We start from the raw sequence: 24,421 nt of genomic DNA on the forward strand, positions 1-24,421 counted from the left end.
CACCGTGTGACGGCACCGCCCCGCCGCGTCACCGCTCCCGGCCCCGGCTCCGGCTCCCGGTGCCGGTCCCGGCTCGGACCCCGGCTCCGCGTCAGAACGCGTCCGACGGGACGTACGTCCCCCAGATCGCGCGCAGGGCGTCGCACACCTCGCCGACGGTGGCGCGGGCGCGCAGGGCCTCCTTCATCGGGTGGAGGACGTTGTCCTCGCCCTCGGCGGCCTTGCGCAGGGCGGCCAGGGCACCGTCGACGGCGGCCTGGTCGCGGGAGGCACGCAGGGCGGCGAGGCGCTCGGCCTGCTGCGCCTCGATGGCCGGGTCGACGCGCAGCGGCTCGTAGGGCTCCTCGGCGTCGAGCTGGTAGCGGTTGACGCCGACGACGACGCGTTCGCCCGCGTCGGTCTCCTGGGCGATGCGGTACGCGCTGCGCTCGATCTCGCCCTTCTGGAAGCCGTGCTCGATGGCGTTGACGGCGCCGCCGAGGTCCTCGACCTTGCGCATCAGCTCCAGGGCGGCGGCCTCGACGTCGTCGGTCATCCGCTCGACGACGTAGGACCCGGCGAACGGGTCGACGGTCGCGGTCACGTCGGTCTCGTAGGCGAGGACCTGCTGGGTGCGCAGGGCGAGGCGGGCGGACTTGTCGGTGGGCAGGGCGATGGCCTCGTCGAACGAGTTGGTGTGCAGCGACTGGGTGCCGCCCAGCACGGCCGCCAGGCCCTGGACCGCGACGCGGACCAGGTTCACCTCCGGCTGCTGGGCGGTGAGCTGCACACCCGCCGTCTGGGTGTGGAAGCGCAGCATCAGCGACTTGGGGTTCCGCGCGCCGAACTCCTCCTTCATGACGCGCGCCCAGATCCGGCGGGCCGCGCGGAACTTGGCGACCTCCTCCAGGATCGTCGTGCGGGCCACGAAGAAGAAGGAGAGGCGGGGCGCGAAGTCGTCGACGTCCATCCCGGCCGCGACGGCGGTGCGCACGTACTCGATGCCGTCGGCGAGGGTGAAGGCGATCTCCTGCGCGGGCGAGGCACCGGCCTCGGCCATGTGGTAGCCGGAGATGGAGATGGTGTTCCACTTGGGGATCTCGGCCCGGCAGTACTGGAAGATGTCCGCGATCAGCCGCAGCGACGGCTTGGGCGGGAAGATGTACGTCCCGCGCGCGATGTACTCCTTCAGCACGTCGTTCTGGATCGTGCCGGTCAGCTCGCCGGCGCCCACGCCCTGCTCCTCGGCGACCAGTTGGTACAGCAGGAGCAGCAGGGCCGCGGGCGCGTTGATCGTCATCGACGTGGACACCCGGTCCAGGGGGATGCCGTCGAACAGCACCCGCATGTCGTCGATGGAGTCGATCGCCACGCCGACCTTGCCGACCTCGCCCGAGGCGATCGGGGCGTCGGAGTCGTGGCCCATCTGGGTCGGCAGGTCGAACGCGACCGACAGGCCCATCGTGCCGTTGGCGATGAGCTGCTTGTAGCGCGCGTTGGACTCGGTCGCCGTGCCGAACCCGGCGTACTGGCGCATCGTCCAGGGACGGCCGGTGTACATCGTCGGGTACACACCCCGGGTGAACGGGTACGCGCCGGGCTCGCCCAGTTTCTCCGCCGGGTCCCAGTCCGCCTGGGTGTCCGGTCCGTAGACCGGCTCGATGGGCAGTCCCGACTCCGACTCGCGTGCCATGGTTGACGCCTCTCCCGCTGAGCGATTGCTTCGGCCTGCCCGACTCGTACCACGCGTGCGCCGCGGTCGCCCCGCGCGCCGTCCGGCACCCCGCCCCGCCGTCCGGTGGGTCCGCGCCGCAGTCCACCACGCGCTGTGCACCGCCCGGCACGGCCGGTTTCCCCGACGGACTGTATCGGCGCGGACCCACCGGGTGGAGGGGCACACGCTGGGAGCTTCCTCACAGCGGGGCGCGACGGCGCCCCCGCGTCCGGCGCCCGGACCCGGTCACCACCCCCGCGTGCCGTTCGGGCGGTGCCGCGCGGGGGAACAACCCCGGGGGACGTCCGTACCGAGCCGTGGGCCGAGGGGGCCGTGATGCGCACGAGGGGCAGCAGGACCAGGAGCAGCGGGACGAGGAACGGGGGGCGCGGCGCGGGCGCCGGGCGGGCGGTCGCCGCCGCGCTCGGAGTGGCGCTGGCGGCGGGCGGCTGCACGGTGACCGGGCCCGGTCTCACCGGCGCGGGCGGCACCAACCCTCCGGTGGTGGCCGGCGGCACGGCCCCGCCCCGGCCCCCGTCCGGCGCCCCGGCCGCGACGGCCGCCGCGACCGCCCCGGACGACGGCCGCCCCGCGGTGTCCGCGCCGTCGTCCACCGCGCCCCCGGCGGCGCCCCCGCCGTCCGCCCCGGTGCCGGTCACCCCGCGGACGCCGTCCGCGCCCGCGCCGGTGCGGACGGCCCCGCCCCCGCCTCCCCCGCCGCCGGGGCCGGTGCTGTGGCGGCCCGGCGACAGCGGGCGCGACGTGCGCGAACTCCAGGCCCGGCTGCGCCAGATCGGCTGGCTCCTCCGGGTGCCGACCGGCGCGTACGACGGGCCCACCGAGCAGGCGGTGCGCGGCTTCCAGGACAAGCGCGGGCTGCCGGTCACCGGGCGGACCGACACCGTCACCTGGCAGCGGCTGCGCGGGATGACCCGCGGCCCCGGCCAGTGGGACCTGTACCCGATGGGCGGGCAGCCCGCCGACCCGCCGGACCCGCGCTGCCTGAGCGGCCGGGTGCTGTGCATCAGCAAGACCAGCCGGACGCTGCGCTGGATGGTCGACGGCCGGACCGTGTCGACGATGGCGGTGCGCTTCGGCTCCGAGCGCACCCCGACCCGGGAGGGGGTGTTCCAGGTGTTCTGGAAGTCCCGCCACCACTGGTCGACGCTCTACGACACCGCCATGCCGTACGCCATGTTCTTCAGCGGCGGCCAGGCCGTGCACTACTCGTCCGACTTCGCGGACCGCGGCTACGCGGGCGCCTCGCACGGCTGCGTCAACGTCCGGGACGAGGCGGCCGTCGCGGCCCTGTTCGCGCAGGTGCGCGACGGCGACAAGGTGGTGGTGCACCGGTAGGGCCGCTTCCGGGGCTCGCACGCGTTGCGGAGGGAGTCCGGTCGCGCCCGTGGGGGGATGGGGCGCGGGCGGGACCGGGGGAACGTGCCCCGCCCGCGCCGAGGTGCACGAGCCGTGGGTACGGGGGGAACCCCGGCTCGGGCGGAGCCGATGACCAGTCGGCTCACTCTCTACTGCGCCGGGGGGTCCGAAAGTGTCACACCGTCGGCGGGCGCCCCGTCCCAGGCCGGGACCGCACGTCGGACGGGGCCGGTCGCGGCGGGCCCGGGGCGGAGGGAGCCGGGCGCCGGAACGGCGCCGGGGCCGGACGCGTCCGGCCCCGCCGGGCGGCCGGACGGGGCGTGCGGAGGACGGCCGGCCGGGGCCTTGGCGGGCGGGCCGGAGGCGGTGGCGCCGGGCCGGACGGCCGCGCCGTCGCCGTCGTCGTCCTGCTCGCCCCCGCTCCCCCGGCCGCCCTTGTTCGCCTGGTTCCCCTTGCCGTTGCCCTGGTTCCCCTTGCCGTTGCCCTGGTTCCCCTGCCCGTCCTGACTGCCCTGGCCCTGGCCCTGGTTGCCCTGGCCGTTGCCCTGGTTCCCCTGCCCGTTCCCCTGGTTGCCCTGGTTGCCCTGGCCGTTCCCCTGATTGCCCTGGTTCCCCTGGCCGTTGCCCTGGCTCCCCTGGCTGCCGGGGTTCTTCCCGGCCTCCCGGCCGCGCGGCCTGGGGGAGGCGTCCTTGCCGTTGCCCTTGCCCGGGGCGCCCGGGCGGACCCGGCCGTCGCCGTTCACGGCGGCGAGGAGGTCGCGGCAGTACACCGCCACCCGGGAGGCGCCGCCGGCCGCCTCCGCCAGCACCCGGCTGCGGGCGTTGTCGAGCTTGCGGCCGGTGCCCCGGTCGCGGCAGGCGGTCAGGAGGCGCTGCCGCCGGTCGGCCGCGCCGGGCGTCCGGCCCGCCCCGTCGGGGCCGTCCTCCCCCGCCGGTTCGCCCTTGACCCCGTCCGGGGTCTCGCCCGGCACCACCGGGCCGGCGCCGCCCCGGGTGCCGTCCAGCGGTTCCGGGGAGGGGACGGGGCGGCGGGAGGTCTCGGCGGCGGAGACGGTGGAGCCGGAGTCGGGCCGGGGACCGCCGAAGGGCGCCGGGAGGACTCCGGTTCCGGCCGCGACGGCGACCCCGCCGACCATGCCGACGGCCAGCGCGGCGGCCAGCCCGAACCGCAGCGGGCGGCCCCAGCGGGGACGCCGGAAGAGGCCCGCGGCACCGCCGAGCCGGACCAGCCCGGCGTCGGAGGGCAGCGCGCCCTTGCCGCGCCCGAGGCCCGCCGGGGCGCGGCCCGGCACCGCCGCCCGGTCGGCGCGCGCCGCGCGGAAGGCGGCCAGCGCGGCGGCCTCCCCGGCGAGTTCGCCGTCGTTCCCGCTGGTGGGCGGGGGCGGGCCGGAGAGCGCGCCCAGGGCGTCGGCCAGCTTGCCGGCCCGCTCCCGGAGCACGGGGTCCTCCGTGTCCGGCGACTCTCCGCGCAGCAGGATCTCCGCTGTTTCGCGGTCCAGCCACCTGTCCTGCTCGTCGGCCATCACATGTCCTTCTGCGTCCGCGCGACGCTTTGCGTCACAGTCGCGGACGTCGCCGGGCGGGTGCGTGGTTCTCGCTGCGGGGGCAGGGCGTCCAGGGCCGCGGCCGATTCCGCATCGCCGCCGAGCAGTTCGGCCAGGCGCTTCAGACCGCGGTGCGCGGCGGTGCGGACGGCGCCCGGGCGCTTGCCCAGGGTCTCCGCGGCGCTCTTGGCGTCGAGCCCGACGACCACCCGCAGCACGACCGCCTCGGCCTGGTCCTGGGGCAGTTGGGAGAGGAGGGAGAGGACGCTGTCGGTGCCGAGCGCCTCGATGGCCTCACCCGCGGTGTCGGACTCGGCGGCCCTGCCGGTCAGTTCGGTCTCGTCGCCGCCGATGGCCGGGCGGCGGCCCCGCATGCGGATGTGGTCCAGGGCGCGGTTGCGGGCGATCCGGGCGGCCCAGCCGCGGAAGCGGTCCGCGTCGCCCCGGAACCGCTCCAGGTCGCGGGCGATCTGGAGCCACGCCTCGGACGCCACGTCCTCGGCGTCCGGATCCCCGACCAGTGTCCGCACGTATCCGAGCAGCCGCGGGTGCACGGACCGGTACACGGACCGGAACGCGGTCTCGTCCCCGTCCTGTGCCGCACGCACCGCCGCGGTCAGCTCCGCGTCGTCCCCCAGCACCGCGCAAGCCCTTCTGCGCCCCGGCCGGCGCCGCCGACGCGGGCCCGCCTCTCGACGTCGTGGTTGCTCCATTGATGGCAGCGGTGGTCCACCGCAGTGTGCGGCGGGACGGGCCCGCCGCGGATCGGCGCGAAAGGAACGTTACGTCTTGAAACCGCCACACGTCCACGTCCGGCCCCCCATTGAACCGTGCCCCGGGGGTGTGACAGAAATCGCGGACCCGGCGCAGTAGGGAGTACGGGCCGCCGAGCGACCCGTACCGTGCGACGGCCGGGGCCTCTCCTGTGGGGGGTGGCGGCCCCGGCCGTCGCCCTTCCTCCCCCTCCCTCCCCTCCCGCCTCCCGTTTCCCCTGCTCCGGGCCGGGCGGGGCGGGGTGCCGCGCGCCGTCCGCCGGGGCACATACCCGAGGCGTTCCCGAGACTCCTGCCCGGGGCTCCTCCCCGGGCCCCTGCCGCCGGACCCTCCCCGGAGACGCCCGCCGTCCGCCCCCGCGCCCCGTCCGGCCCGTTTCCGCCTACATGAATCTTTGCGCACGACGGAAAAGCTGCCTACGCTCCATTCTGTGGAGCAGAACAAGAACCCCAACCACATCGAAGCGGTGGACCGCGCGCTGGTGCTGCTGACCCTGCTCGCCGAGCGCGGTCAGCTCAGCGTCACCGAGGCCGGGCGGGAGCTGGGGGTCGTGCCGTCCACGGCGCACCGGCTGCTGTCCACGCTGCTCCACCGGGGCTTCGCCGTGCGGGGCGAGAACCGGCTGTACCGGGCGGGGCCCCGGCTGCTGCCCCCGGGGGCGAGCGGCGCTCCCCCGCTGCCCGAGCGGGTGCGCCCCCATCTCGGCAGCCTCTACGGGGCCGTGGACGAGACGGTGCACCTGATGGTGCGCACCGGCTCCGACGTGCTGTTCCTCGACGGGATCGAGGGTGCGCGGTCGCTGCGGGTGGGGCTGCGGACCGGCCTGCGACTGCCCGCGCACCGGACCTCCGGCGGCAAGGCGATGCTCGCCGACCTGGAGCGGGACGCGGTGGACGCGCTGCACCCCGGCGGACCGCCCACCGCACCCGGCGGACGGGCCGGCGGGCCGGCCGCGCTCCACGAAGAGCTGGCGGCGGTCCGGCGCCGGGGCTTCGGCATCAACCAGGACGAGAGCGAACCGGGGGTGACGGCCATCGGCGCCTCGCTCGGCGTCGTCGACGGCCATCACGCGGCGCTGGCCATCGCCCTGCCCACGGTCCGCGCCCTGGCCGTCGGCGTGGAGGAGCTGGCCGCGCGGCTCCTGCGCACCTGCGAGGAGGCCCGCCGGGAGCTGGACGGCCGGGCGGCACGACCCGCCGCGTACCCGGCGGCTGCCAGTAGCATCCAGTAGTGAGAGGTGGTGACATTTCCGTCGATTGCGGTTAACCTCCCGTCGCACTTCGTGACCGACCGCGTGGGGGAGTGACACACGAGTCCGCTCGCCGGACGACCGTCTGCCCGGGGAGTCCTCCGATGACCAGGTCCTTCTCGACATCATCCGCCGAATCATCCGCCGAACCGCTGCGCCAGCACGGCCGGCTCCGCACCGACGACGTGGACCTCGCCCAGCAGGTCGTGGCCGAGGTCTACGAGCCGCACACCCTGAGCCCCGTCGGCGGCGGCCCCCTCGACGCCCGCCTCAACGCCGTCCAGCTCGGCGGCGTGACCCTCGGCTACCTGACCTACGGCACCGAGGCCCACATCACCCTCCCGGCCAGCGAGCACTGGTACCACATCAACGTCACGCTCACCGGCAGCAGCCTCGTCACCCGCGAGAACGGCGACCGGGGGAGGACACGGGGCATGGCCCACGCGGCGATCCTGCTGCCCCACCGCGCCCAGACGATCGCCTGGGCCCCGGACGCCGCGCAGTTCGCCCTCAAGGTCCCCCGGGCCGACCTGGAGGACCACCTCGCCGCCCTGACCCGCTCGCGGGTGCACGGCCCCATCGACTTCGACCTCGTGGTGAACCTGGAGTCCCCGGCCGGCAAGGGCCTGCTGCGCTGCATCGACTTCGTCCGGACCGAGTGGGACGAGGACGGGGTGCTCGCGCGCAACGGGAACTCCCGCCGCCAGCTCGAGTCCATGCTGCTGACCAGCCTCCTCACCGCCGCCACCGGACCGCACCAGGAACTCCTGCGGCGGCTCGACGAGAGCGGCGCCCCGAGGGCGGGCACGGTGAAGAGCGCCCTCGACTACATCCACGACCACGCAGACGACCTCCCGACCCCGGCCGACGTCGCCTCGGCGATCGGGGTCAGCGCCCGGACCCTGCAACTGCGCTTCCTCCACGACCTGGGCCGCACCCCCTCGCAGTACCTGCGCGACATCCGGCTCCGCGCGGTCCGCGACGCGCTGCTGTACCCGCGGGCGGACGGGACGACGGTCACCGAGGCAGCCTCCGCGCACGGCTTCTTCAACCTGGGGCGGTTCTCCTCGCTGTACAAGTCGGTCTACGGCGAGTCGCCGTCGGAGACCCTGCGCAGGACCAAGGGGGCCTGAGGGGCCGCCCCGGAACGCGCTCCGGGGCCGCGGCCGGTCTCCCTGCGCCCTCCCCCGGGCCGCCTCCCCGCGGCGGGGCCGCGCACACGGAGGCGGGGCCGCGCCCGGATCGGACACGGCCCCGCCTCCCGCACCACCGTCCTCACACCACCTGGACGATGTGCTTGTACTCCTGGAACTCCTCAAGGGCCCGGTTGCCGTTCAGCCGGCCGAGACCGCTCTGCTTGTAGCCGCCCTCCTCGAACTGGTCGAGCACCACGGCCCAGCCGTTGGTCCACACGGTGCCCGCGTCCAGCGCGTCGGCCATGCGCAGCCCCCGGGCGCCGTCCGCGGTCCACACGGAGGCCGCGAGGCCGTACTGGGTGGCGTTGGCCCTGCGCACCGCCTCCTCCTCCGTGCCGAAGGTCTCGAACGTGGCGACGGGACCGAACAGTTCCTTCTGCACCAGCGGCGAGTCGGTGTCCCGCACGCCGAACAGCGCCGGGCGGTAGTAGGCGCCCGCGGACAGCTCCCCCTCCTCGGGGCGGCCGCCGGGCACGATGACCTCGGCGTCGCCGAGCGACTCGGCGATCAGGTTCTCCAGCCGGTCCCGGGACGCCTGGTCGATCAGCGGGCCCATCTGCGAGCCCTCGGCGTCGCCCGGTCCGACCCGGACCCGGCCCAGGGCCTCGGCGAGCCGCGACCGCACCTCGTCGGCCACCGACTCCTGGACGAGGACCCTGCTGCCGGTCATGCAGAACTGGCCGGTGAAGGTCGTGATCCCGGCGACGATGGTCCCGACGGCCGCGTCGAGATCCGCGTCCTCGAACACGATCATCGGGGTCTTCCCGCCCAGCTCCAGCGAGAGCCGCTTGAGCGTGGGCGCGGCGTCGGCCATGATCCGGCGGCCCACGTCGGTGCTGCCGGTGTAGCTCAGCGCGGCCACGTCCGGGGAGGAGACCAGCAGCTTGGCACCCGCGCTGCCGGACTCGTTGAACACGCTGAGCACGCCGGCCGGGAGCGAGGGGCAGTCCGCGAGGAGTTCGGCGAGCCGGGTGTTCACCAGGGCGGTCTGCGCGGCCATCTTCATCACCACGGTGCAGCCCGCGGCCAGCGCGGGGGCGAAGGACCGCACGGACAGCACGACCGGCGAGTTCCAGGGGACGATGACGCCGACCACGCCCACCGGTTCGGACAGCAGGATGGAGTAGACGCCGGGGCGCGCCCGGTCGCCGGAGCCGGAGCCGGTGAGCGCCTGGGCGGCGTAGTACCGCAGCTTCGACGGCGTCAGGCTCAGCTCGAAGTGGGCCTCGGGGAGGATCTTCCCGTTCTCCCGGGCGAGCATCCCGGCGAGTTCGTCGGTGGCGGCCTCCACGCGGTCGGCCATCTCGTTGAGCACCCGGGCGCGCAGCTGGCGGTCGGTCCGCCAGGCGTGCGTGGCGAAGGTGTCCCGGGCGACCTCGATGGCCTCCCGCACCTGGGCCTCGTCCGCCTCGTAGTAGGTGCCGAGCACCCGGCCGTCGGCGGGCGAGACCGAGACGCCCGTCGTGGCGGAGGTGAGCCACTCCCCTCCGATGAGGTTGCGGGCGGGCCCCGTCTCCCCGCCGGGGGAGGTGTGTTCCGCGGCGATACTGGTCACGGCGATCTTCCTTCTCAAGTCTGCGTTGGCTGGGGGCGGTCGCCGGTCAGGCGCGGGACGCCGAGAAGCGGACCGTCAGGGGGTCGGGGCCGAAGCCCCGGCCGCCCAGGGACTCGGCGAGGGTCACCACCTGGTCGGTGAACTCCGCGAGGTCCGCGAGGACCGCGGGGTCCACGTCGGGGGTGCGGAAGGCCGCGTCCACGAAGAACGCGCTGTTCGGCGCGGTGAGGGCGCCGAACCAGGCGAGGATGTCGCGGAGGTGGCGGTCGGCCGAGAGGAAGTGCTGCGGCGCGGCGGCGACGGTGAGGACGCCCGTCGGCTTCGACCGCAGCGCCTCGTTGGGCAGCATGTCGATCAGGAGCTTCAGGGTGCCCGTGATCGAGCCCCGGTAGACCGGCGAGGCCAGGACGACGGCGTCGGCGGCGCCGATCCGCTCCACCGCCTCGTCGTCCCAGGTGGCCACCACCGGGCCGACGGACGTGCGCGGCGCGATCCGCTCCGTGCTCCAGCCGGGATGGCGGTCGCGGACGGCGGCCTCGGCCAGGTCCAGCGCGCGGGCCAGCTTCCCCGGCGGTGTGGGACTTCCGTAGACGATCGCGAGTTTCATCCCGTCACCGCTCCTCTCATGTCGGGTTCCAGGTAACGGCCCCGGAAGAACAGCAGTGGCTCGCCCGCCGCGCCCGTGTCCAGGCCGGTGACCGAGGCCACCACGATGGTGTGGTCGCCGGCGTCGATCTCGTCCACGACGGAGCACTCGACCCAGGCCAGGGCTCCGCCGATGAGCGGGAGCCCGGCCGGGGACGGCTGCCATGCGACGCCGGCGAACCTGTCGGTGCCCGAGCGGGCGAAGCGGTCCCCGACCGCCTGCTGGTCGGCGGCCAGCACACTGACCGCGAACAGCCCCGACCTCCTGATCCTCGGCCAGGTGGTCGAGGTCTTCTGCACGCTCACCAGGACCAGGGCGGGGTCCAGGGAGAGGGCCGAGAACGACTGGCAGGTGAATCCGACCGGTTCTCCGCCCTCCTTCGACGTCACCACGGTGACCCCGGTGCAGAATTGGCCCAGCACGGCCTTGTAGTCCCGTGCGTTCACACCGAGAGAATGCGTCATTGTCCGACCTCCCTGGTCCTTCCCCGGGTCAGTTCCGCAGGCCCGCTTCCTTCATCAGGGGGAGCACGCGCTCGCCGAAGTACTCCAGCTCCTCCACGTAGTCGAGGAAGCCGACCATCATTCCGTCGATGCCCACCCGGGAGAGTTCCACGAGCTGTTCGACGATCTGCTCGGGCGTGCCGATCAGGGGGTATCCGCCGTAACCGAGGATGAACCGCTCCTGGAGCGCCTTGACCTTGTCGAAGGAACCGCTCTCGGAACCGAGACCGCCGGAAACCGCCTTGGCCACCTCCCAGTCGCCCTTTTCCAGAATGTGGTCGAGGAGTGCCTTGGTCTCCTTCTCGGTGTCGCGGCAGATGATGTTGCCGTAGCTGAGGATTCCCAGATCGCGCTTCTGCGCGTGGGCGATGGAACGCACCCGGGCCGCGGTCTCGCCCGCCTCGGCCGGATCGGCGAAGGCGATGAAGTTGAAGTCGCACTCGCGCGCGCAGAATTCCAGTCCGGCGGGCGAGTTCCCCGCGTTCACCAGCACCGGGTAGGGCTGCTGGATCGGCTTGGGGTCGGAGAACGCGTCCTTGATCTCGAAGAACTCGCCGTTGAAGTCGACGCCCTCGCCCTCGGTCCACATGCGCTTGGCGATGGTGATCCACTCGGAGCCGTAGCGGTAGCGGGCGTCGTGCTCGCGCTGCGTTCCGCCGAACATCTCCATTTCCGCCTTGTACCAGCCCATGGTCATGTTGAGACCGAACCGGCCGTTGGAGATGTGGTCGACGGTGACGGATTCCTTCGCCGCGACGATGGGGTGCTTGGTCGGCACGTGCGTGGTGGCGAACACCATGATGTTCTCGGTCGCCTGGGCGATTCCGGCGGCCCAGGTGTGGGCCTCGTAGTTCGAGCCGTTGAAGTTCGTCTCGCCGCCCATGCCCCGGTACCGGGCGACGGGGAGCATGGCCTCGAAACCGAGCCGGTCCGCGATGCGGGCGATCTCCTGGGTGTGCTGCCAGGTGAGTTCGTACGACGATTCGGCGTGCGTCGCCATCAGTCCGTGGCTGCAGTTGGAACCGAAGATGCCCAGCTTCATCTTGTTGTCGTTGAACATGGCGACACCACTGGCACGACGGGCCTCGACGAGTTCTTCGTACGACAGTCCGGGGGCGGGCTTGGCGCTCATATCGACTCCTGTTGTGCGCGGCTACCACGACATGGGCGGTAGGGCTCGAAACACCGTTCCCACAAAGTAGGCAGGACCCGCGGAACGGACTACCCGCAAAACGAACGGCCGGAGGCCGACAAACGAAACACCGGCGAATGACCGGGCCGAGGACGTGCCGGTTTCCGGACGGCCGGAGGAATGGGAACGGGGCCGGGTGGACGCCGGACCGGCTGCCGACGGACGGCCGGCGCGGGGCGCCGTCCCGGCGGGCGCGGGCGGCGGCGGTGACCGGTCCCGTCGACGGGCGGGGTCCGCCGGAACGGCCGGCACCCGCGCGGAGCGCGACCGGCGACCGACGACCGGCGACCGGCGACCGACGACCGGCGACCGACGACGGGCCACGGCACAGCGGGGTCCCAGGAACCGTCACCGCGCAGGAGCGGCACCGAAGCACCGGAGGGACCGCCCGCCGCCCGCCGGGCGGCCCGCCCGGGTCATGCCCCGTGATTCGGCGACATGCCGATGCACACGGACGGCGCCGGGACGTCGAAGCCCCCGGGCCACCCGCCCGGCACGGGCGAGGTCAACTCCCGGGCGACAGCGTCGCGTCGCGGTACGGTCCGCACCGGGCCCCCGGCACCCGTGAGCCACCCCCATCGGGGACGGACGAGGACCGGACGCCGGGCCACCGGGGGCACGCCACGGGGAACGGACGGCGGCACGGCACCGGAGACCAGAAGCCGCCCACCGGGCAGGGCCGACGGTCGCACCCCGCCGGGTGCGCATGGCACGTCACCGCGGGCCGAGCGCGTCGGGGCACCAGCGACCGGGCCGCCCCATCCGGCCCGGGGCCCGACCAGCCCCCGGGCACGGCCATTCCGTCGAGGCACACCGACGAAAGCGCGCCCCGGGCACCACGACCGGCCCCGCCCGGCCCGGGCACGGCCAACCCCCGTACCCCAGCGCCCCGTTGACGCGCACGGACGGAAGCACACCGCCGGACACCACGAACCGTGCCGGCCGGCCCGGGGCCCGACCAGCCCCGGGTGGGGAACCCCGTTGAAACACGAGGACGAAAGCGCACCCCAGGCACCACGAACGGCCCCACTCGGCTCGGGCGACGGCCAACCCCCGGGCGCGACCGCCCCATTGACGCGCACGGACAGAGGCGCACCGCCGGAAGCCGCGAACGGGCCGCCCGCCCCGGCCCCGACCCCCCCCCGGGCCCAGCGTCCCATCGACAGACACGGACAGGGGCGCACCGCCAGGAACCGCGAACCACGAACCCGCCCCACCCGGCCCGGACGCGGCGGCCGATCCGCCGAAGCCACGGCACACCAGTGGCCGGGACGGCAGCGGAACCCCGGGGAACACGGACCGCCCGACGGGTGCGGACAGCGGGCCGCCGCGCCGTGCCGGAGGGGGGTCGGGCGATGCGCAGGGCCACCCACGGGCCCCGGAGGCTTCCTCGCACCCCCGGTGCCCGGTCGGCGCCCCCACCGCTCACCCCGGCCACCCGGGCGGCGGGGGAAGCGGACCCCGCCCGGAAACGGCGGAACCCGGCGGCGGGGAAGCCGACCCTGCCGGGAAGGGTCGGAGCCGACCCCGCCCGGAGGCGGCGGAACCCCCGGGCGGGCGGACCCCCGGCCGGGCGCGCCGACCGCCCGGCGGAGCCGTCAGGCCCTCGTGCGGTCGCGGCGGGAGAGGACCGCCCGGAGCACCCGGCGTCCCTCCGTCGCGACCTCCAGCGCCCCGCGCAGACCGGCGGCGCCGTGGCCGGCCAGGAGTTCCAGCACCGCGGTCTGGCGGCGCAGCTCCGCGTCGACCAGCGGCAGCGCGTCCTGCGTCCCGGCGCCCTGGCCGGGGTCCAGCAGACGGTGGACGCCCAGCGAGGCCGCTGAGCACACCCCGGCCCACTCGCGCAGCCCGGCCTCCGTGCGCTCGGCGGGGGCCGCGTCCAGCATCCGCCGGACCAGCGCCACCGCGTCCTCGGCGTCGCCGAGCCCGCCCGGGTCCCCGGCACCCGCCAGGGCGTCCTCCAGGTCCCCGGCCCCGTCCGCCCCGCCCCCGTCCGCGCCACCGGCACGGGCACTCCCACCCGCACCGGCACCGGCACCGGCACCGGCACCGGCGAGCCCGTCCCGCACCCGCTCCAGTTCCTCCGCCCAGGCGCGCCGGGCGGTGTCCTCGTCGACCCCGTCGGAGAGCGTCGCCCAGAGGGGCCGCAGCAGCGCGTCGTCACCGCCCAGCAGCGGCAGGCAGCGCTCCACGCACGCCAGTCCGCTCGCGGCCAGCCCCCGCGCGTCGGCCCGCGCGATCAGTTCCACCAGGCTCATCAGCTCTCCCTGTTCGTACCGCTTCCAGCAGTTCGTGGCCGCGGAGCCCGTTCCCGTCCGGGGAGGCGGGCGGGGGGACCGGCGGTTCCCGGCCCCACCGGACCGGAGGGCCGGACGGCCGGACGGCCGACCGGGTGATCGGCCGGGTGAGCGTCCGGCCGGGTGAGCGGCCGGACGCCTGCCCCGGCACCGCCGTCCCGGCCGTCGGACCACCGCCCGTCCCGCCCCGATTCCCCCTCCGGCGCGCCCCCTTGGGACGGCCCTCCCCCGACGTAACGGTTCTGTTGGTGCACACACCACCACAGGGACCGGGGCGTGCACAGCCCCCCGGAGCCAATCCGCGCGGGACCGCGCGGACCCGCCCCCCCGGATCAGGCGATCCGGTCCGCCAGCGCCCGGAACTCCGCCCAGGACAGCTCGGGCCGCCCGGCGTCCCACAGCTTCTGCACCGTCGCCGCCAGCGGCAGCCGGATGCCCTCCGCCACCTGCGCCTGGGTCTGCGCCCTCGGCAGGTCGCCCCAGACCGCGAACCCGCCGCCGATGATCCGGTCGTCGTACTCGGCGGGCACCGGCTCGGTCCCGCGCAGCACCCTCGGGGTCCACTGCTCGTAGATGCGCTGCCCCGTCGGGTAGACGAAGGTCTGCGGCTCGCCGAGGACGTAGTAGAGGAACTCGTCGTTGTAGTTGAGGACGGTGCGCCCGGCGCTCAGGTACTCGGTGGGCGGGCGGGCGCCGATCTCCTTGCCCGTCCAGTAGGCGACCTCGATCTCCTTGAGCGGCTGGACGGCGGTGTCCCTGAAGAAGCCGTCGTTCCAGGCGCGCGGGACGCGCCGGTGGGCCTGGACGGTCCGGGCGCGGCCGTTGAGCCAGCCGGTGGTGAGGTCCGCGACGGTGCCGCCGGGCCCGTACGCCTTGCGGGCGGCGGCCGCGAGCTGCGGGTAGGAGGCCTGCGGGTCGGGGACCACGAGCGCCTGGTACTCGTCGGCGCCGAGGTGGAACCGGGAGCCGGGGAAGAGGTCGGCGTACTCGTTCAGCAGGTCGTCGACGATCCGGGCGGCCTCCGGCTTCGAGATGTCGATGGCGCCGCGGGTCGCGACCCCCCGGGCGTTGCGGAGCTGGAGGTCGGGGTGGGCGGCGAGCACGGCGCCGAGGTGGCCCGGCGAGTCGATCTCGGGGACCACGGTGATGTGCCGGGAGGCGGCGAGGTCGGTGATCTCCGTGACCTCGGCCCTGGTCAGGTGCTCGTCGGAGACGATCTCGGGGTGCGAGGCGGACTCGATGCGGAAGGCCTGGTCGTCGGAGAAGTGCAGGCCCAGCTCGTTGAACTTCAGGTCGCCGAGTTCGCGCACCCGGTCCTTGATCCAGGCGGCGCTGTAGTGCTTGCGCGCGATGTCGAGGCTGAAGCCGCGCCGGGCCTTCGCCGGGCCGTCCCGGACGACGCCCTCGGGCGCGGTGCCGCCACCGCTCACCGCCTGCTTGAGGGTGCGGGTGCCGTAGAAGACGCCCGCCTCGGCCGGACCGCTGACGGTGACCCGCCCGTCCCGGACGGTCAGGGTGTACGACTCCGGGTCGGCGCCCTTCTCCGGGCGCACCTCCAGCCGCAGGTCCCCGGCGCGGGTGTCGTCCTTCTCCCCCGCGTACGTCAGCCCCAGCTCCCCGGCGACCAGGCGGCCCTCGTCGGCGAGCGCGGCGTCGGCCACGACGACCCGCCGGCCGCTCCCGGGCCGCCAGCCGGGGCCGCGGGCCGGGGTGTGCTCGCGCACGGCGGGTATGGTGCGCGGCGCCGCGGAGAGGGCGTAGCTGCGGGTGGGGGACGGCGGGGTGGAGGGGGCGGCCTCGCCGGTGGAGGTTCCGGCGGGGCCGGACGGGCCGCCGTCGTCGGCGGTGGCCCAGAGGCCGACGCCCACGCCGAGCGCGGCGACCGCGGCGAAGGCGGTGCCGGCCACGAGGGCCCGGCGCCGGGTGTCCGCCGGGCGGCGGTGTCCGTTCCGGCGCGCGCGGCCGGGTTCTCCGTGCTGGCTCACAGGGCCAACCTAGGGCCGCCGGGCCGATCGCGCGTCCACCACATGTTCCGAAACTCTCCCGTTCGGGTGAAATTCGGACTCCGGACAGCTTCGTCTCGCCCTCGGTCGATAACGTGACGCCACATCTCACGCACCTTCCCCTGCCGACACTCGTGACGCCCACAAGGACCCACGCTTCCGTGCACCGCCTTCCCGAGCCCTCGGGCCGCGTGGCCATACCGGTTCCGGCGTGCAGCCGGGCCGTCCCGGGCACCGCCTCCGGCCTGGAGCGCTTCAACGCCGCTCCGGCCGACGAGGCCGTCCGGACCCTCCTCGCCTGCCTGAGCAGCCTGCGCTGGGCCCATCGCCTGGCCCTCCACCGCCCCTACCCCGACCTGCCCTCGCTGCTGGCCGCCTCCGACGAGGCGGCGTACGACCTCTCCCCCGCCGACCTGACGGAGGCCCTGGCGGCGGAGGCGCTGCCCGCGCTGCCCCGGGACACCTACGCCGCCGCCGACACCGCCCTGCGGGCGGGCACGGCGGCCTACGAGAGCCGGTTCGGGCACGCGTTCGTGATCTGCCTCGACGGGCTGAGCACGGGCGAGGCGCTGAACCACGCCCTCACCGGCATCCGGTCACGATTGGCCAACGATCCGGACGAGGAGCGGCCGGTCGCGGCGGAGGAGCTGCGGCGGCTCGCCCGGGGCCGGCTGACCGGCGCCCTGGCCCCCGGCCACCTCCCGCCGGCGCCGCGTATCCGGCAAACGAGGAGGAATCCCGCCCGGACGGCCGATCAGTAGCCCGTCCGGTGCTCCTTTGTGTGCAAGTTCGATCACATCGGCAGGCCCCCCGTGAGCACCGCGTCCGGGCGTCGCTACCATGCTGGGGGCCGGTGGACCGTACCCGGCCGGGCCCGACCGACAAGGAAAGCCGGCGCGGCCCCGACCCCCGCTCCCGGAGGAAATTTCCGTGCCGGCTGGAACGCTGTACCGCGGCCGGGAAGGAATGTGGTCCTGGGTGGCTCACCGAGTCACCGGCGTCCTCATTTTCTTCTTCCTGTTCGTCCACGTGCTGGACACCGCGCTCGTCCGTGTCTCCCCCGAGGCCTACGACAACGTCGTGGCCACGTACAAGTCGCCGATCGTCGCGCTGCTGGAGTACGGCCTCGTCGCCGCCGTCCTCTTCCACGCGCTCAACGGTCTGCGGGTCATCGCCGTCGACTTCTGGGTCAAGGGCGCCCGTTACCAGAAGCAGATGCTCTGGACCGTCGTCGCGCTCTGGGTCGTGCTGATGCTCGGGGCCGTCTACCCCGTCCTCGGCCACGCCGCTCGTGAACTGTTCGGGAGCTGACGCACATGTCCACCACTGAGAACACCGCTTCCGGCATCGGCCCGGTCGAGGGCGCCTCCCTCTACACGGTCGACGACCCGGCGCCGCTCATCGAGGCACCGCGCCAGCGCACCAAGAAGACGCCCAAGTCGACCCGGGGCAACTTCGAGCTGTACGGCTGGCTCTTCATGCGCCTGTCCGGCGTGGTGCTGATCGTCCTGGTCATCGGCCACCTGCTGATCCAGCTCGTGCTGGACGGCGGTGTCAGCAAGATCGGCTTCGCCTTCGTGGCGGGCCGCTGGGCCTCGCCGTTCTGGCAGGTCTGGGACCTGCTGATGCTCTGGCTCGCGATGCTGCACGGCGGCAACGGCCTGCGCACGGTCATCAACGACTACGCGGAGCGCGCGAACACCCGCCTCTGGCTGAAGGGCCTGCTCTACACCGCCACGGTGTTCACCATCCTGCTGGGCTCGCTGGTGATCTTCACCTTCGACCCGAACATCCGCTAGGCACGGGGCTGCGAGAATCATGAAGGTACACAAGTACGACACCGTCATCGTCGGCGCCGGTGGCGCCGGTATGCGGGCCGCCATCGAGGCGACCAAGCGCAGCCGCACGGCCGTCCTGACGAAGCTCTACCCCACCCGCTCCCACACGGGCGCGGCGCAGGGCGGCATGGCCGCCGCGCTCGCCAACGTGGAGGAGGACAACTGGGAGTGGCACACCTTCGACACGATCAAGGGCGGCGACTACCTGGTCGACCAGGACGCCGCCGAGATCCTGGCGAAGGAGGCCATCGACTCGGTCCTCGACCTGGAGAAGATGGGCCTGCCGTTCAACCGGACGCCGGACGGCACCATCGACCAGCGGCGCTTCGGCGGCCACTCCCGCAACCACGGCGAGGCCCCGGTCCGCCGGTCCTGCTACGCGGCCGACCGCACCGGCCACATGATCCTCCAGACGCTGTACCAGAACTGCGTCAAGGAGGGCGTGGAGTTCTTCAACGAGTACTACGTCCTGGACCAGCTCATCACCGAGGTCGACGGCGTCAAGCGGTCGGCCGGCGTGGTCGCCTACGACCTGGCCACCGGCGAGCTGCACGTGTTCCAGGCGAAGTCGGTCATCTACGCCTCCGGCGGCACCGGCAAGTTCTTCAAGGTGACCTCCAACGCGCACACCCTGACCGGCGACGGCCAGGCGGCCGTGTACCGGCGCGGGCTGCCGCTGGAGGACATGGAGTTCTTCCAGTTCCACCCGACGGGCATCTGGCGCATGGGCATCCTGCTGACGGAGGGCGCCCGCGGTGAGGGCGGCATCCTCCGCAACAAGGACGGCGAGCGCTTCATGGAGAAGTACGCGCCGGTCATGAAGGACCTCGCCTCCCGCGACGTCGTCTCCCGCTCCATCTACACGGAGATCCGCGAGGGCCGCGGCTGCGGTCCCGAGGGCGACCACGTCTACCTGGACCTCACGCACCTCCCGCCGGAGCAGCTCGACGCCAAGCTGCCCGACATCACCGAGTTCGCGCGGACGTACCTGGGCATCGAGCCGTACACCGACCCGATCCCGATCCAGCCGACGGCGCACTACGCGATGGGCGGCATCCCGACCAACGTCGAGGGTGAGGTCCTGGCGGACAACACCACCGTCGTCCCGGGCCTGTACGCGGCCGGCGAGGTGGCCTGCGTGTCGGTGCACGGCGCCAACCGCCTGGGCACCAACTCGCTCCTCGACATCAACGTCTTCGGCCGCCGGGCCGGCATCGCCGCCGCCGAGTACGCCCAGAAGGCGGACTTCGTCGAGCTGCCGGAGGACCCGGAGTCCCTGGTCGTCGACCAGATCGAGCGGCTGCTCTCCTCGACCGGCACCGAGCGGGTGGCCACCATCCGCCGGGAGCTGCAGGAGACCATGGACGCCAACGTCATGGTGTTCCGCACCGAGCAGACCATCAGGACGGCGGTCGAGAAGATCGCCGAGCTGCGCGCCCGCTACCGGAACGTGGCGATCCAGGACAAGGGCCGACGGTTCAACACCGACCTGCTGGAGGCCGTCGAGCTGGGCAACCTGCTCGACCTGGCCGAGGTCATGGCCGTCTCCGCGCTCGCCCGCAAGGAGTCGCGCGGCGGTCACTACCGCGAGGACTACCCCGACCGCGACGACGTCAACTTCATGCGCCACACCATGGCGTACCGCGAGGTGGGAGACGACGGCACCGAGTCCATCCGGCTCGACTACAAGCCGGTCGTCCAGACCCGCTACCAGCCGATGGAGCGTAAGTACTGATGGCTACCCCCGTTATGGACAAGGCGGCACCGGCCCCCGAGCCCGGCTTCGCCGACTCCCCCAACATCACCCTCACGGTCCGCGTCCGCCGCTTCAACCCGGAGGTCTCGGCGGAGTCCGTCTGGCAGGACTTCCAGCTGGAGATGGACCCCAAGGAGCGCGTCCTGGACGCCCTCCACAAGATCAAGTGGGAGCTGGACGGCACGCTGACCTTCCGCCGTTCCTGCGCCCACGGGATCTGCGGCTCGGACGCCATGCGGATCAACGGCAAGAACCGGCTGGCCTGCAAGACGCTCCTCAAGGACGTCAACCCCGAGAAGCCCATCACGGTCGAGCCCATCAAGGGCCTGACGGTCCTCAAGGACCTGGTCGTGGACATGGAGCCGTTCTTCCAGGCGTACCGGGACGTGATGCCCTTCCTGATCACGAAGGACACCAACGAGCCGACGCGTGAGCGGCTCCAGTCCGCCGAGGACCGCGAGCGCTTCGACGACACGACGAAGTGCATCCTCTGCGCGGCCTGCACCTCGTCCTGCCCGGTGTTCTGGAACGACGGCCAGTACTTCGGCCCGGCCGCGATCGTCAACGCCCACCGCTTCATCTTCGACTCGCGCGACGAGGCCGGGGAGCAGCGGCTGGAGATCCTGAACGACCGCGACGGCGTCTGGCGCTGCCGCACGACCTTCAACTGCACGGACGCCTGCCCGCGCGGCATCGAGGTCACCAAGGCGATCGCGGAGGTGAAGCGGGCGCTCATCACGCGCCGCTTCTGACCCGCCGCCGCACCTCCCCGGAGCCCCCGTTTCCCACCGGAAGCGGGGGCTCCGGGCGTGGGGGTCCGGAGCCGCCGGGTACTGCCCCTGGCATATGCCATCCGATCGGGTGAACAGAGGCGGACCCGGCCACCGGGCCGGGCCCGGCCTACGATGATGTTCTCGACACCAGCCCGAGGGAGGCACGTGATGTCCGCAGCATCCGTCGAGCGGCCCCATACCCCGCGTCCGCTGATCACCCAGGCGAACCGGCTCATGGACCGCGAGCCGGGCCTCCGCGTCGAGATCATCGGAGACCAGATCCTCGTGACCCCGCCGCCGGACGGCCCGCATGCCGTCGTCCTGACCGACCTGATGCTGCCACTGGCAGCCGCGGGCCTGCACGGGCCCGATACGAAGATCCTCCAGGGCGTCGGCCTCTGGCTGCCCACCGGCACCGAGGACTACGCCGTTCCCGACCTCGCGGTGGTCGACGCCGACTTCGCCGAGCACCTCGTGGAGTTCAACTCCTACGACCCCGTCTGCTTCCGGATGGTCCTGGAGGTGACCTCCAGCAACCACGGGTCGGACCTGCGGACCAAGGTCGCCGCCTACGCCGCCGCCAAGATCCCCGTCTACGTGATCGTCAACCGCCGGCACGAGCGGCTCCATGTGCTCACCGACCCGGCCGCCGGCGACTACGCCACCCATCACGTCCACTCCCCCGGCGAGAGGGTCACCCTGCCCGGCTCCCTCGGCGCCGAGGTCGTGCTCGACGTCTCGGCGGTCCTTGCGGCCGGACGGCCCAACCCCGACCCCGACGACGACTGACAATCGGCCGATCCGGGCGATGACCGTCCTACCCTGACGCCATGTCAGATGACGAGTCGTACGAACTGCTCGGGTTCGACAACGTCCTGCTCCCCGTGGGCGACCTCGGCGAGGCCGTGGGCTTCTACCAGCGCGCGGGCTTCCCCGTGGCCTTCCGGCTCGACGAGGCGGGGATTGCGCTGCTGCGAGTCGGCGGGGAGACGCCGGGCATCCTGCTGCGCGCCGAGGACGGCTTCGGCCAGCGCCCGCCGCCCTGGCCCCAGGTGCGGGTGTGGCTGGAGGTGCCGGACGCCCGGAGCGCCGCCAGGGGCCTGCGCGCGGCGGGCGTCACCCCGCTGGACGAGCCCCTCTCCGTCTCCACCGGCTGGACCGTCGAGTTCGCCGATCCCTGGGGCAACGTCGTCGGCCTCACCGACTACACCAAGCGCCCGGAGCTGGGCCGCCGCCCCTGACCGGCCCGGCCCGACCGTCACCGCGGCCGGCCGGGGTGCGCCAAGGCCCTCCCTTCGGCGAGGAGGCGGCGGGACGCTCGTTAGGCTCTGCTCCTGTGCCAGTGCGGAACGACGGCCCCGGTGACGCGGCCCCCCTCAGCAAGTCCGGGCAGACCCGCGCCCTGATCCTGGAGACGGCCATGCGGCTGTTCCAGGAGCGGGGATACGACCGGACGACGATGCGGGCCATCGCCCAGGAGGCCGGCGTCTCCGTCGGCAACGCCTACTACTACTTCGCCGGCAAGGAGTACCTGATCCAGGGCTTCTACGACCGGATCGCCGCCGAGCACCGGGCGGCGGTCCGCGACGTCCTGGCCCGGGAGACGGACCTGGAGGCGCGGCTGGCGGGGGTGCTCAAGGGCTGGCTGGACATCGCCACGCCGTACCACGAGTTCGCGGTGCAGTTCTTCAAGAACGCGGCCGACCCGGACAGCCCGCTCAGCCCGTTCTCCGCCGAGTCGGAGCACGCGCGCGAGGAGGCGATCGCGGTGCACCGGCAGGTGCTCGCCGGGGCGCGCGCGAAGGTGCCCGGGGAGCTGCGGGACATCCTGCCCGAGCTGATGTGGCTCGCCCAGATGGGGCTGGTCCTGTACTGGATCTTCGACCGGACCGAGGGGCGCGAGCGGAGCTACCGGCTGGCGGAGCGCGGGGCCCGGCTCACCGCGCGCGGGGTGGCGCTGGCCCGGTTCCGGGTGCTGCGCCCGCTGGTGCGCGAGGCGCACGACCTGTTCGCGGACTTCCTGCCCGGGATCACCAACGCCCTGCCCGATCCGGCCCGCAGGTCCCCGGCGCCCCCCGGCCGGGAGCCGGGACCGGACGACGGCCGCCCCGGGGAGGGCGCCGGGGAGCCGGAGGGCGGCCCCGGTGCCGGGGAGCCCGGGGCCGGGGCCGGAGAGCGCGGGTCGGGTGTCGGGGAGTCCCGGGGCGGTGCCGGGGGGCCCGGTCCCGAGGGGCGGGAGCCCGGCCGGACTCCCCCGGGCGGCGGTCAGGCCTGACGGGACGCCAGCTCGATCACGGTGATGTCGGACTGCGCCCCCACCCGCGTCGGCGGCCCCCAGGCGCCCGCGCCCCGGCTGACGTAGAGCTGGGTGTCGCCGTAGCGGTCCAGCCCGGCCAGGGTCGGGTTGGCGGCGCCCGCGATGAGGCTGCCGGGCCAGAGCTGGCCGCCGTGGGTGTGGCCGGAGAGCTGGAGGTCGACGCCGTGGTCGACGGCGTCGTGGATCTGCACGGGCTGGTGGGCGAGGAGCACACAGGCGCGGGCGCGGTCCCGGTCGCCGAGGGCGCGGGCGAAGTCGGGGCCCTGGCCCTCGCTCTCCCCCGCGAGGTCGTTGACGCCGGCCAGGTCGAAGTGGGGCAGCTCGGTGCGGGCGTTCTCCAGGGGGACCAGGCCCAGCCGCCGCACCTCCTCGACCCACTGCGCGGCGCCGGAGAAGTACTCGTGGTTGCCGGTGACGAAGTAGGCGCCGTGCCGGGCCCGGAGCCCCGCCAGGGGGGCGGCGGCCGGGCCGAGGTCCTTGACGCTGCCGTCGACCAGGTCGCCGACGACGGCGATCAGGTCGGGCTGGGTGGAGTTGATGGTGTCGACGACGGTCCGCGCGAAGCCCCGCCCGAGCAGCGGACCGAGGTGGATGTCGCTGACGACGGCGATGCGGTAGCCGTGCGCGGCGCGCGGCAGCTTCGCCAGCGGCACGGTGACCCGCTTGACGCGCGGCCCGCGCAGCACCCCGTAGGTGCCCTGCGCGACCGTTCCGGCGGCGACGGCCACGGCGGCACCGGCGACGACGCGCGAGACGAACAGGCGGCGCGAGGGCAGGGCGAGCGGGCTCGCGCCCCCGGGCGCCGGGGCGGCCCCGGGCGCGGCCGGGGGCGGCCCGGAGGAGGCGTGGGCGGCGCCCACGGCGACGGGCTCGGGCACCTCGGCCCGGACCCCGGCACCGGCGCCCTCGGGCCCGTCCGGGCCCGTCCCGTCCGGCCCGGTCCCGGGCGCCGCGGTCCCTTCCGGAACGGTCCCGGGCGCCGCGGTGTCCGGGCGGTCCGGACCGGCCCCGGCGGGCCGCGTCCCGGCCCCCGCCGTCCCGGTCCGGGTCCCCGCCGCCCGCGCGGCGGCCCGGCGTTCCAGGTACCGGCGCAGCAGGGGCCGTACGGCCTCCCCGGCGAGCAGGGCCAGGACCAGGTAGAGCACCAGCGCCAGCCAGAGGAAGCCAGGCCAGGCCAGGGTCCGCTGGAGCCAGAAGGGGGCGCCGGTGCGCTCCGCGACCAGCGCTCCCACGGCCAGCGCCCAGCCCCCGGCGACCACGGCGGCGCCGACGCGGCGGGCCCGGCCCGGTGCCCGCGTCGTGTCCCTGAACAGGCGCCGCCACACGTACCAGTTGGCGGTCACCAGGATGCCCACCACGGTCAGCGCGACGAGCGCGAAGACGACCACCATGCCGTCGTTTCCCCTCGGTTATGACGTGCGGCGCAGGGCGCGCAGTCCGCGCAACCCGATGACGCCGATGACCGTCCCCAATACGAAGGAGACGACGGCCAGCAGCAGGTGCACCCAGAAGTACGCCGTGGGATCGCCGTCCTCGAAGGCGAGCCCGCTGCCGTCCTTGACCAGGTTCTTGACGAAAGTGACCCAGATGAACCAGCTCCACACCCCGAAGGCGAGCAGGAACACGGAGACGGGGCGGCTGAGCTTCATGGTTCCAGTATCGCGGGCGCGTGTCCGGTTCCCTCCCCGGGGTGGGGAGGCGGACGGGA

Annotated in this window: 22 protein-coding genes; 11 read left to right on the forward strand and 11 right to left on the reverse strand. The window is 74.0% G+C overall.

Annotated features, from left to right (window positions below; all coding sequences use genetic code 11):
* Positions 1 to 91: 91 nt before the first annotated feature.
* A complete protein-coding gene (locus tag ACZ7LB_RS11980; protein WP_471467382.1) occupies positions 92 to 1,672 on the reverse strand; it encodes an acyl-CoA mutase large subunit family protein in 1,581 nt (526 codons plus the stop codon).
* A gap of 357 nt (positions 1,673 to 2,029) precedes the next feature.
* Here ACZ7LB_RS11980 and ACZ7LB_RS11985 point away from each other — a divergent pair, with 357 nt between their 5' ends.
* A complete protein-coding gene (locus ACZ7LB_RS11985; protein ID WP_471467384.1) occupies positions 2,030 to 3,049 on the forward strand; it encodes a L,D-transpeptidase family protein in 1,020 nt (339 codons plus the stop codon).
* 170 nt (positions 3,050 to 3,219) lie between these two features.
* On the opposite strand, the gene ACZ7LB_RS11990 is transcribed toward ACZ7LB_RS11985, so the two are convergent.
* Together ACZ7LB_RS11990 and ACZ7LB_RS11995 are read right to left on the reverse strand one after the other, a co-directional pair.
* Complete coding sequence (locus ACZ7LB_RS11990) at positions 3,220 to 4,593, reverse strand: hypothetical protein (RefSeq protein ID WP_471467386.1); 1,374 nt, start codon at positions 4,591 to 4,593, stop codon at positions 3,220 to 3,222.
* The gene (locus tag ACZ7LB_RS11995; protein ID WP_471467388.1) at positions 4,593 to 5,255 is read right to left on the reverse strand and encodes an RNA polymerase sigma factor; all 663 of its coding nucleotides are present in this window, start codon (positions 5,253 to 5,255) and stop codon (positions 4,593 to 4,595) included. The genes ACZ7LB_RS11990 and ACZ7LB_RS11995 overlap by 1 nt, the downstream gene beginning before the upstream one ends.
* A 563-nt stretch (positions 5,256 to 5,818) precedes the next feature.
* Here ACZ7LB_RS11995 and ACZ7LB_RS12000 point away from each other — a divergent pair.
* Positions 5,819 to 6,619, forward strand: a complete 801-nt coding sequence (locus ACZ7LB_RS12000) for an IclR family transcriptional regulator (protein ID WP_471467390.1) — start codon at positions 5,819 to 5,821, stop codon at positions 6,617 to 6,619.
* Positions 6,620 to 6,741: 122 nt separating this feature from the next.
* Complete coding sequence (locus tag ACZ7LB_RS12005) at positions 6,742 to 7,770, forward strand: AraC family transcriptional regulator (RefSeq protein WP_471467392.1); 1,029 nt, start codon at positions 6,742 to 6,744, stop codon at positions 7,768 to 7,770.
* Between the two features lie 142 nt (positions 7,771 to 7,912).
* Here ACZ7LB_RS12005 and ACZ7LB_RS12010 read toward each other — a convergent pair whose 3' ends face one another.
* The 6 genes from ACZ7LB_RS12010 to ACZ7LB_RS12035 form a co-directional block, all read right to left on the reverse strand.
* The gene (locus tag ACZ7LB_RS12010; RefSeq protein ID WP_471467394.1) at positions 7,913 to 9,388 is read right to left on the reverse strand and encodes an aldehyde dehydrogenase family protein; all 1,476 of its coding nucleotides are present in this window, start codon (positions 9,386 to 9,388) and stop codon (positions 7,913 to 7,915) included.
* Between the two features lie 46 nt (positions 9,389 to 9,434).
* The gene (locus ACZ7LB_RS12015; protein ID WP_471467396.1) at positions 9,435 to 9,995 is read right to left on the reverse strand and encodes an NADPH-dependent FMN reductase; all 561 of its coding nucleotides are present in this window, start codon (positions 9,993 to 9,995) and stop codon (positions 9,435 to 9,437) included.
* Entirely contained in the window at positions 9,992 to 10,498 is a 507-nt protein-coding gene (locus ACZ7LB_RS12020; protein WP_471467398.1) for a flavin reductase family protein, read from the reverse strand. The genes ACZ7LB_RS12015 and ACZ7LB_RS12020 overlap by 4 nt, the downstream gene beginning before the upstream one ends.
* Positions 10,499 to 10,526: 28 nt before the next feature.
* Positions 10,527 to 11,669, reverse strand: a complete 1,143-nt coding sequence (locus ACZ7LB_RS12025; protein WP_471467400.1) for an LLM class flavin-dependent oxidoreductase — start codon at positions 11,667 to 11,669, stop codon at positions 10,527 to 10,529.
* Positions 11,670 to 13,327: 1,658 nt separating this feature from the next.
* Positions 13,328 to 13,987 carry a hypothetical protein gene (locus ACZ7LB_RS12030; protein WP_471467402.1) on the reverse strand — a complete coding sequence of 220 codons (660 nt, stop codon included), beginning with the start codon at positions 13,985 to 13,987 and terminating at the stop codon, positions 13,328 to 13,330.
* Positions 13,988 to 14,358: 371 nt separating this feature from the next.
* A complete protein-coding gene (locus ACZ7LB_RS12035; protein ID WP_471467624.1) occupies positions 14,359 to 15,933 on the reverse strand; it encodes a beta-N-acetylhexosaminidase in 1,575 nt (524 codons plus the stop codon).
* A 257-nt stretch (positions 15,934 to 16,190) separates the two neighbouring features.
* Here ACZ7LB_RS12035 and ACZ7LB_RS12040 point away from each other — a divergent pair, with 257 nt between their 5' ends.
* From ACZ7LB_RS12040 to ACZ7LB_RS12075, 8 genes are all read left to right on the forward strand, one after another.
* Positions 16,191 to 16,790: a 2-oxo-4-hydroxy-4-carboxy-5-ureidoimidazoline decarboxylase gene (locus ACZ7LB_RS12040; RefSeq protein ID WP_471467404.1), complete on the forward strand. Its 600-nt coding sequence runs from the start codon at positions 16,191 to 16,193 to the stop codon at positions 16,788 to 16,790.
* A gap of 169 nt (positions 16,791 to 16,959) precedes the next feature.
* Positions 16,960 to 17,340 (forward strand): succinate dehydrogenase, cytochrome b556 subunit, encoded by a 381-nt coding sequence (gene sdhC / locus ACZ7LB_RS12045; protein WP_471467406.1) that lies wholly within the window; start codon positions 16,960 to 16,962, stop codon positions 17,338 to 17,340.
* 5 nt (positions 17,341 to 17,345) lie between these two features.
* Positions 17,346 to 17,828, forward strand: a complete 483-nt coding sequence (locus tag ACZ7LB_RS12050; RefSeq protein WP_161227089.1) for a succinate dehydrogenase hydrophobic membrane anchor subunit — start codon at positions 17,346 to 17,348, stop codon at positions 17,826 to 17,828.
* Between the two features lie 19 nt (positions 17,829 to 17,847).
* Positions 17,848 to 19,602 (forward strand): succinate dehydrogenase flavoprotein subunit, encoded by a 1,755-nt coding sequence (sdhA, locus tag ACZ7LB_RS12055; protein ID WP_471467408.1) that lies wholly within the window; start codon positions 17,848 to 17,850, stop codon positions 19,600 to 19,602.
* Positions 19,602 to 20,375 (forward strand): succinate dehydrogenase iron-sulfur subunit, encoded by a 774-nt coding sequence (locus ACZ7LB_RS12060; RefSeq protein ID WP_471467410.1) that lies wholly within the window; start codon positions 19,602 to 19,604, stop codon positions 20,373 to 20,375. The genes sdhA and ACZ7LB_RS12060 overlap by 1 nt, the downstream gene beginning before the upstream one ends.
* A 189-nt stretch (positions 20,376 to 20,564) precedes the next feature.
* Positions 20,565 to 21,185, forward strand: coding sequence for a Uma2 family endonuclease (locus ACZ7LB_RS12065; protein WP_471467411.1), 621 nt, complete (start codon positions 20,565 to 20,567; stop codon positions 21,183 to 21,185).
* A 41-nt stretch (positions 21,186 to 21,226) separates the two neighbouring features.
* The gene (locus ACZ7LB_RS12070; protein ID WP_161227085.1) at positions 21,227 to 21,637 is read left to right on the forward strand and encodes a VOC family protein; all 411 of its coding nucleotides are present in this window, start codon (positions 21,227 to 21,229) and stop codon (positions 21,635 to 21,637) included.
* A gap of 95 nt (positions 21,638 to 21,732) precedes the next feature.
* Positions 21,733 to 22,671 (forward strand): TetR/AcrR family transcriptional regulator, encoded by a 939-nt coding sequence (locus ACZ7LB_RS12075; protein WP_471467413.1) that lies wholly within the window; start codon positions 21,733 to 21,735, stop codon positions 22,669 to 22,671.
* Here the strand turns inward: ACZ7LB_RS12075 and ACZ7LB_RS12080 are convergent.
* Positions 22,662 to 24,104, reverse strand: coding sequence for a metallophosphoesterase (locus ACZ7LB_RS12080; protein WP_471467415.1), 1,443 nt, complete (start codon positions 24,102 to 24,104; stop codon positions 22,662 to 22,664). The two genes, ACZ7LB_RS12075 and ACZ7LB_RS12080, sit on opposite strands and share 10 nt — an antisense overlap.
* An 18-nt stretch (positions 24,105 to 24,122) precedes the next feature.
* Entirely contained in the window at positions 24,123 to 24,362 is a 240-nt protein-coding gene (locus tag ACZ7LB_RS12085; RefSeq protein WP_471467417.1) for an SCO4848 family membrane protein, read from the reverse strand.
* Positions 24,363 to 24,421 lie beyond the last annotated feature (59 nt).

The organism is Streptomyces sp. NPDC107521 (assembly GCF_055598485.1).

Coding starts and splice junctions, on each gene's coding strand:
- ACZ7LB_RS11985 (WP_471467384.1), top strand. CDS start 2,030: ATGCGCACGAGGGGCAGCAGGACCAGGAGCAGCGGGACGAGGAACGGG.
- ACZ7LB_RS12030 (WP_471467402.1), bottom strand. CDS start 13,987: ATGAGCCTGGTGGAACTGATCGCGCGGGCCGACGCGCGGGGGCTGGCC.
- ACZ7LB_RS12070 (WP_161227085.1), top strand. CDS start 21,227: ATGTCAGATGACGAGTCGTACGAACTGCTCGGGTTCGACAACGTCCTG.
- ACZ7LB_RS12065 (WP_471467411.1), top strand. CDS start 20,565: ATGTCCGCAGCATCCGTCGAGCGGCCCCATACCCCGCGTCCGCTGATC.
- ACZ7LB_RS11990 (WP_471467386.1), bottom strand. CDS start 4,593: ATGGCCGACGAGCAGGACAGGTGGCTGGACCGCGAAACAGCGGAGATC.
- ACZ7LB_RS11980 (WP_471467382.1), bottom strand. CDS start 1,672: ATGGCACGCGAGTCGGAGTCGGGACTGCCCATCGAGCCGGTCTACGGA.
- ACZ7LB_RS12060 (WP_471467410.1), top strand. CDS start 19,602: ATGGCTACCCCCGTTATGGACAAGGCGGCACCGGCCCCCGAGCCCGGC.
- ACZ7LB_RS12025 (WP_471467400.1), bottom strand. CDS start 11,669: ATGAGCGCCAAGCCCGCCCCCGGACTGTCGTACGAAGAACTCGTCGAG.
- ACZ7LB_RS12020 (WP_471467398.1), bottom strand. CDS start 10,498: ATGACGCATTCTCTCGGTGTGAACGCACGGGACTACAAGGCCGTGCTG.
- sdhA (WP_471467408.1), top strand. CDS start 17,848: ATGAAGGTACACAAGTACGACACCGTCATCGTCGGCGCCGGTGGCGCC.
- ACZ7LB_RS12015 (WP_471467396.1), bottom strand. CDS start 9,995: ATGAAACTCGCGATCGTCTACGGAAGTCCCACACCGCCGGGGAAGCTG.
- ACZ7LB_RS12080 (WP_471467415.1), bottom strand. CDS start 24,104: ATGGTGGTCGTCTTCGCGCTCGTCGCGCTGACCGTGGTGGGCATCCTG.
- ACZ7LB_RS12085 (WP_471467417.1), bottom strand. CDS start 24,362: ATGAAGCTCAGCCGCCCCGTCTCCGTGTTCCTGCTCGCCTTCGGGGTG.
- ACZ7LB_RS12050 (WP_161227089.1), top strand. CDS start 17,346: ATGTCCACCACTGAGAACACCGCTTCCGGCATCGGCCCGGTCGAGGGC.
- ACZ7LB_RS12005 (WP_471467392.1), top strand. CDS start 6,742: ATGACCAGGTCCTTCTCGACATCATCCGCCGAATCATCCGCCGAACCG.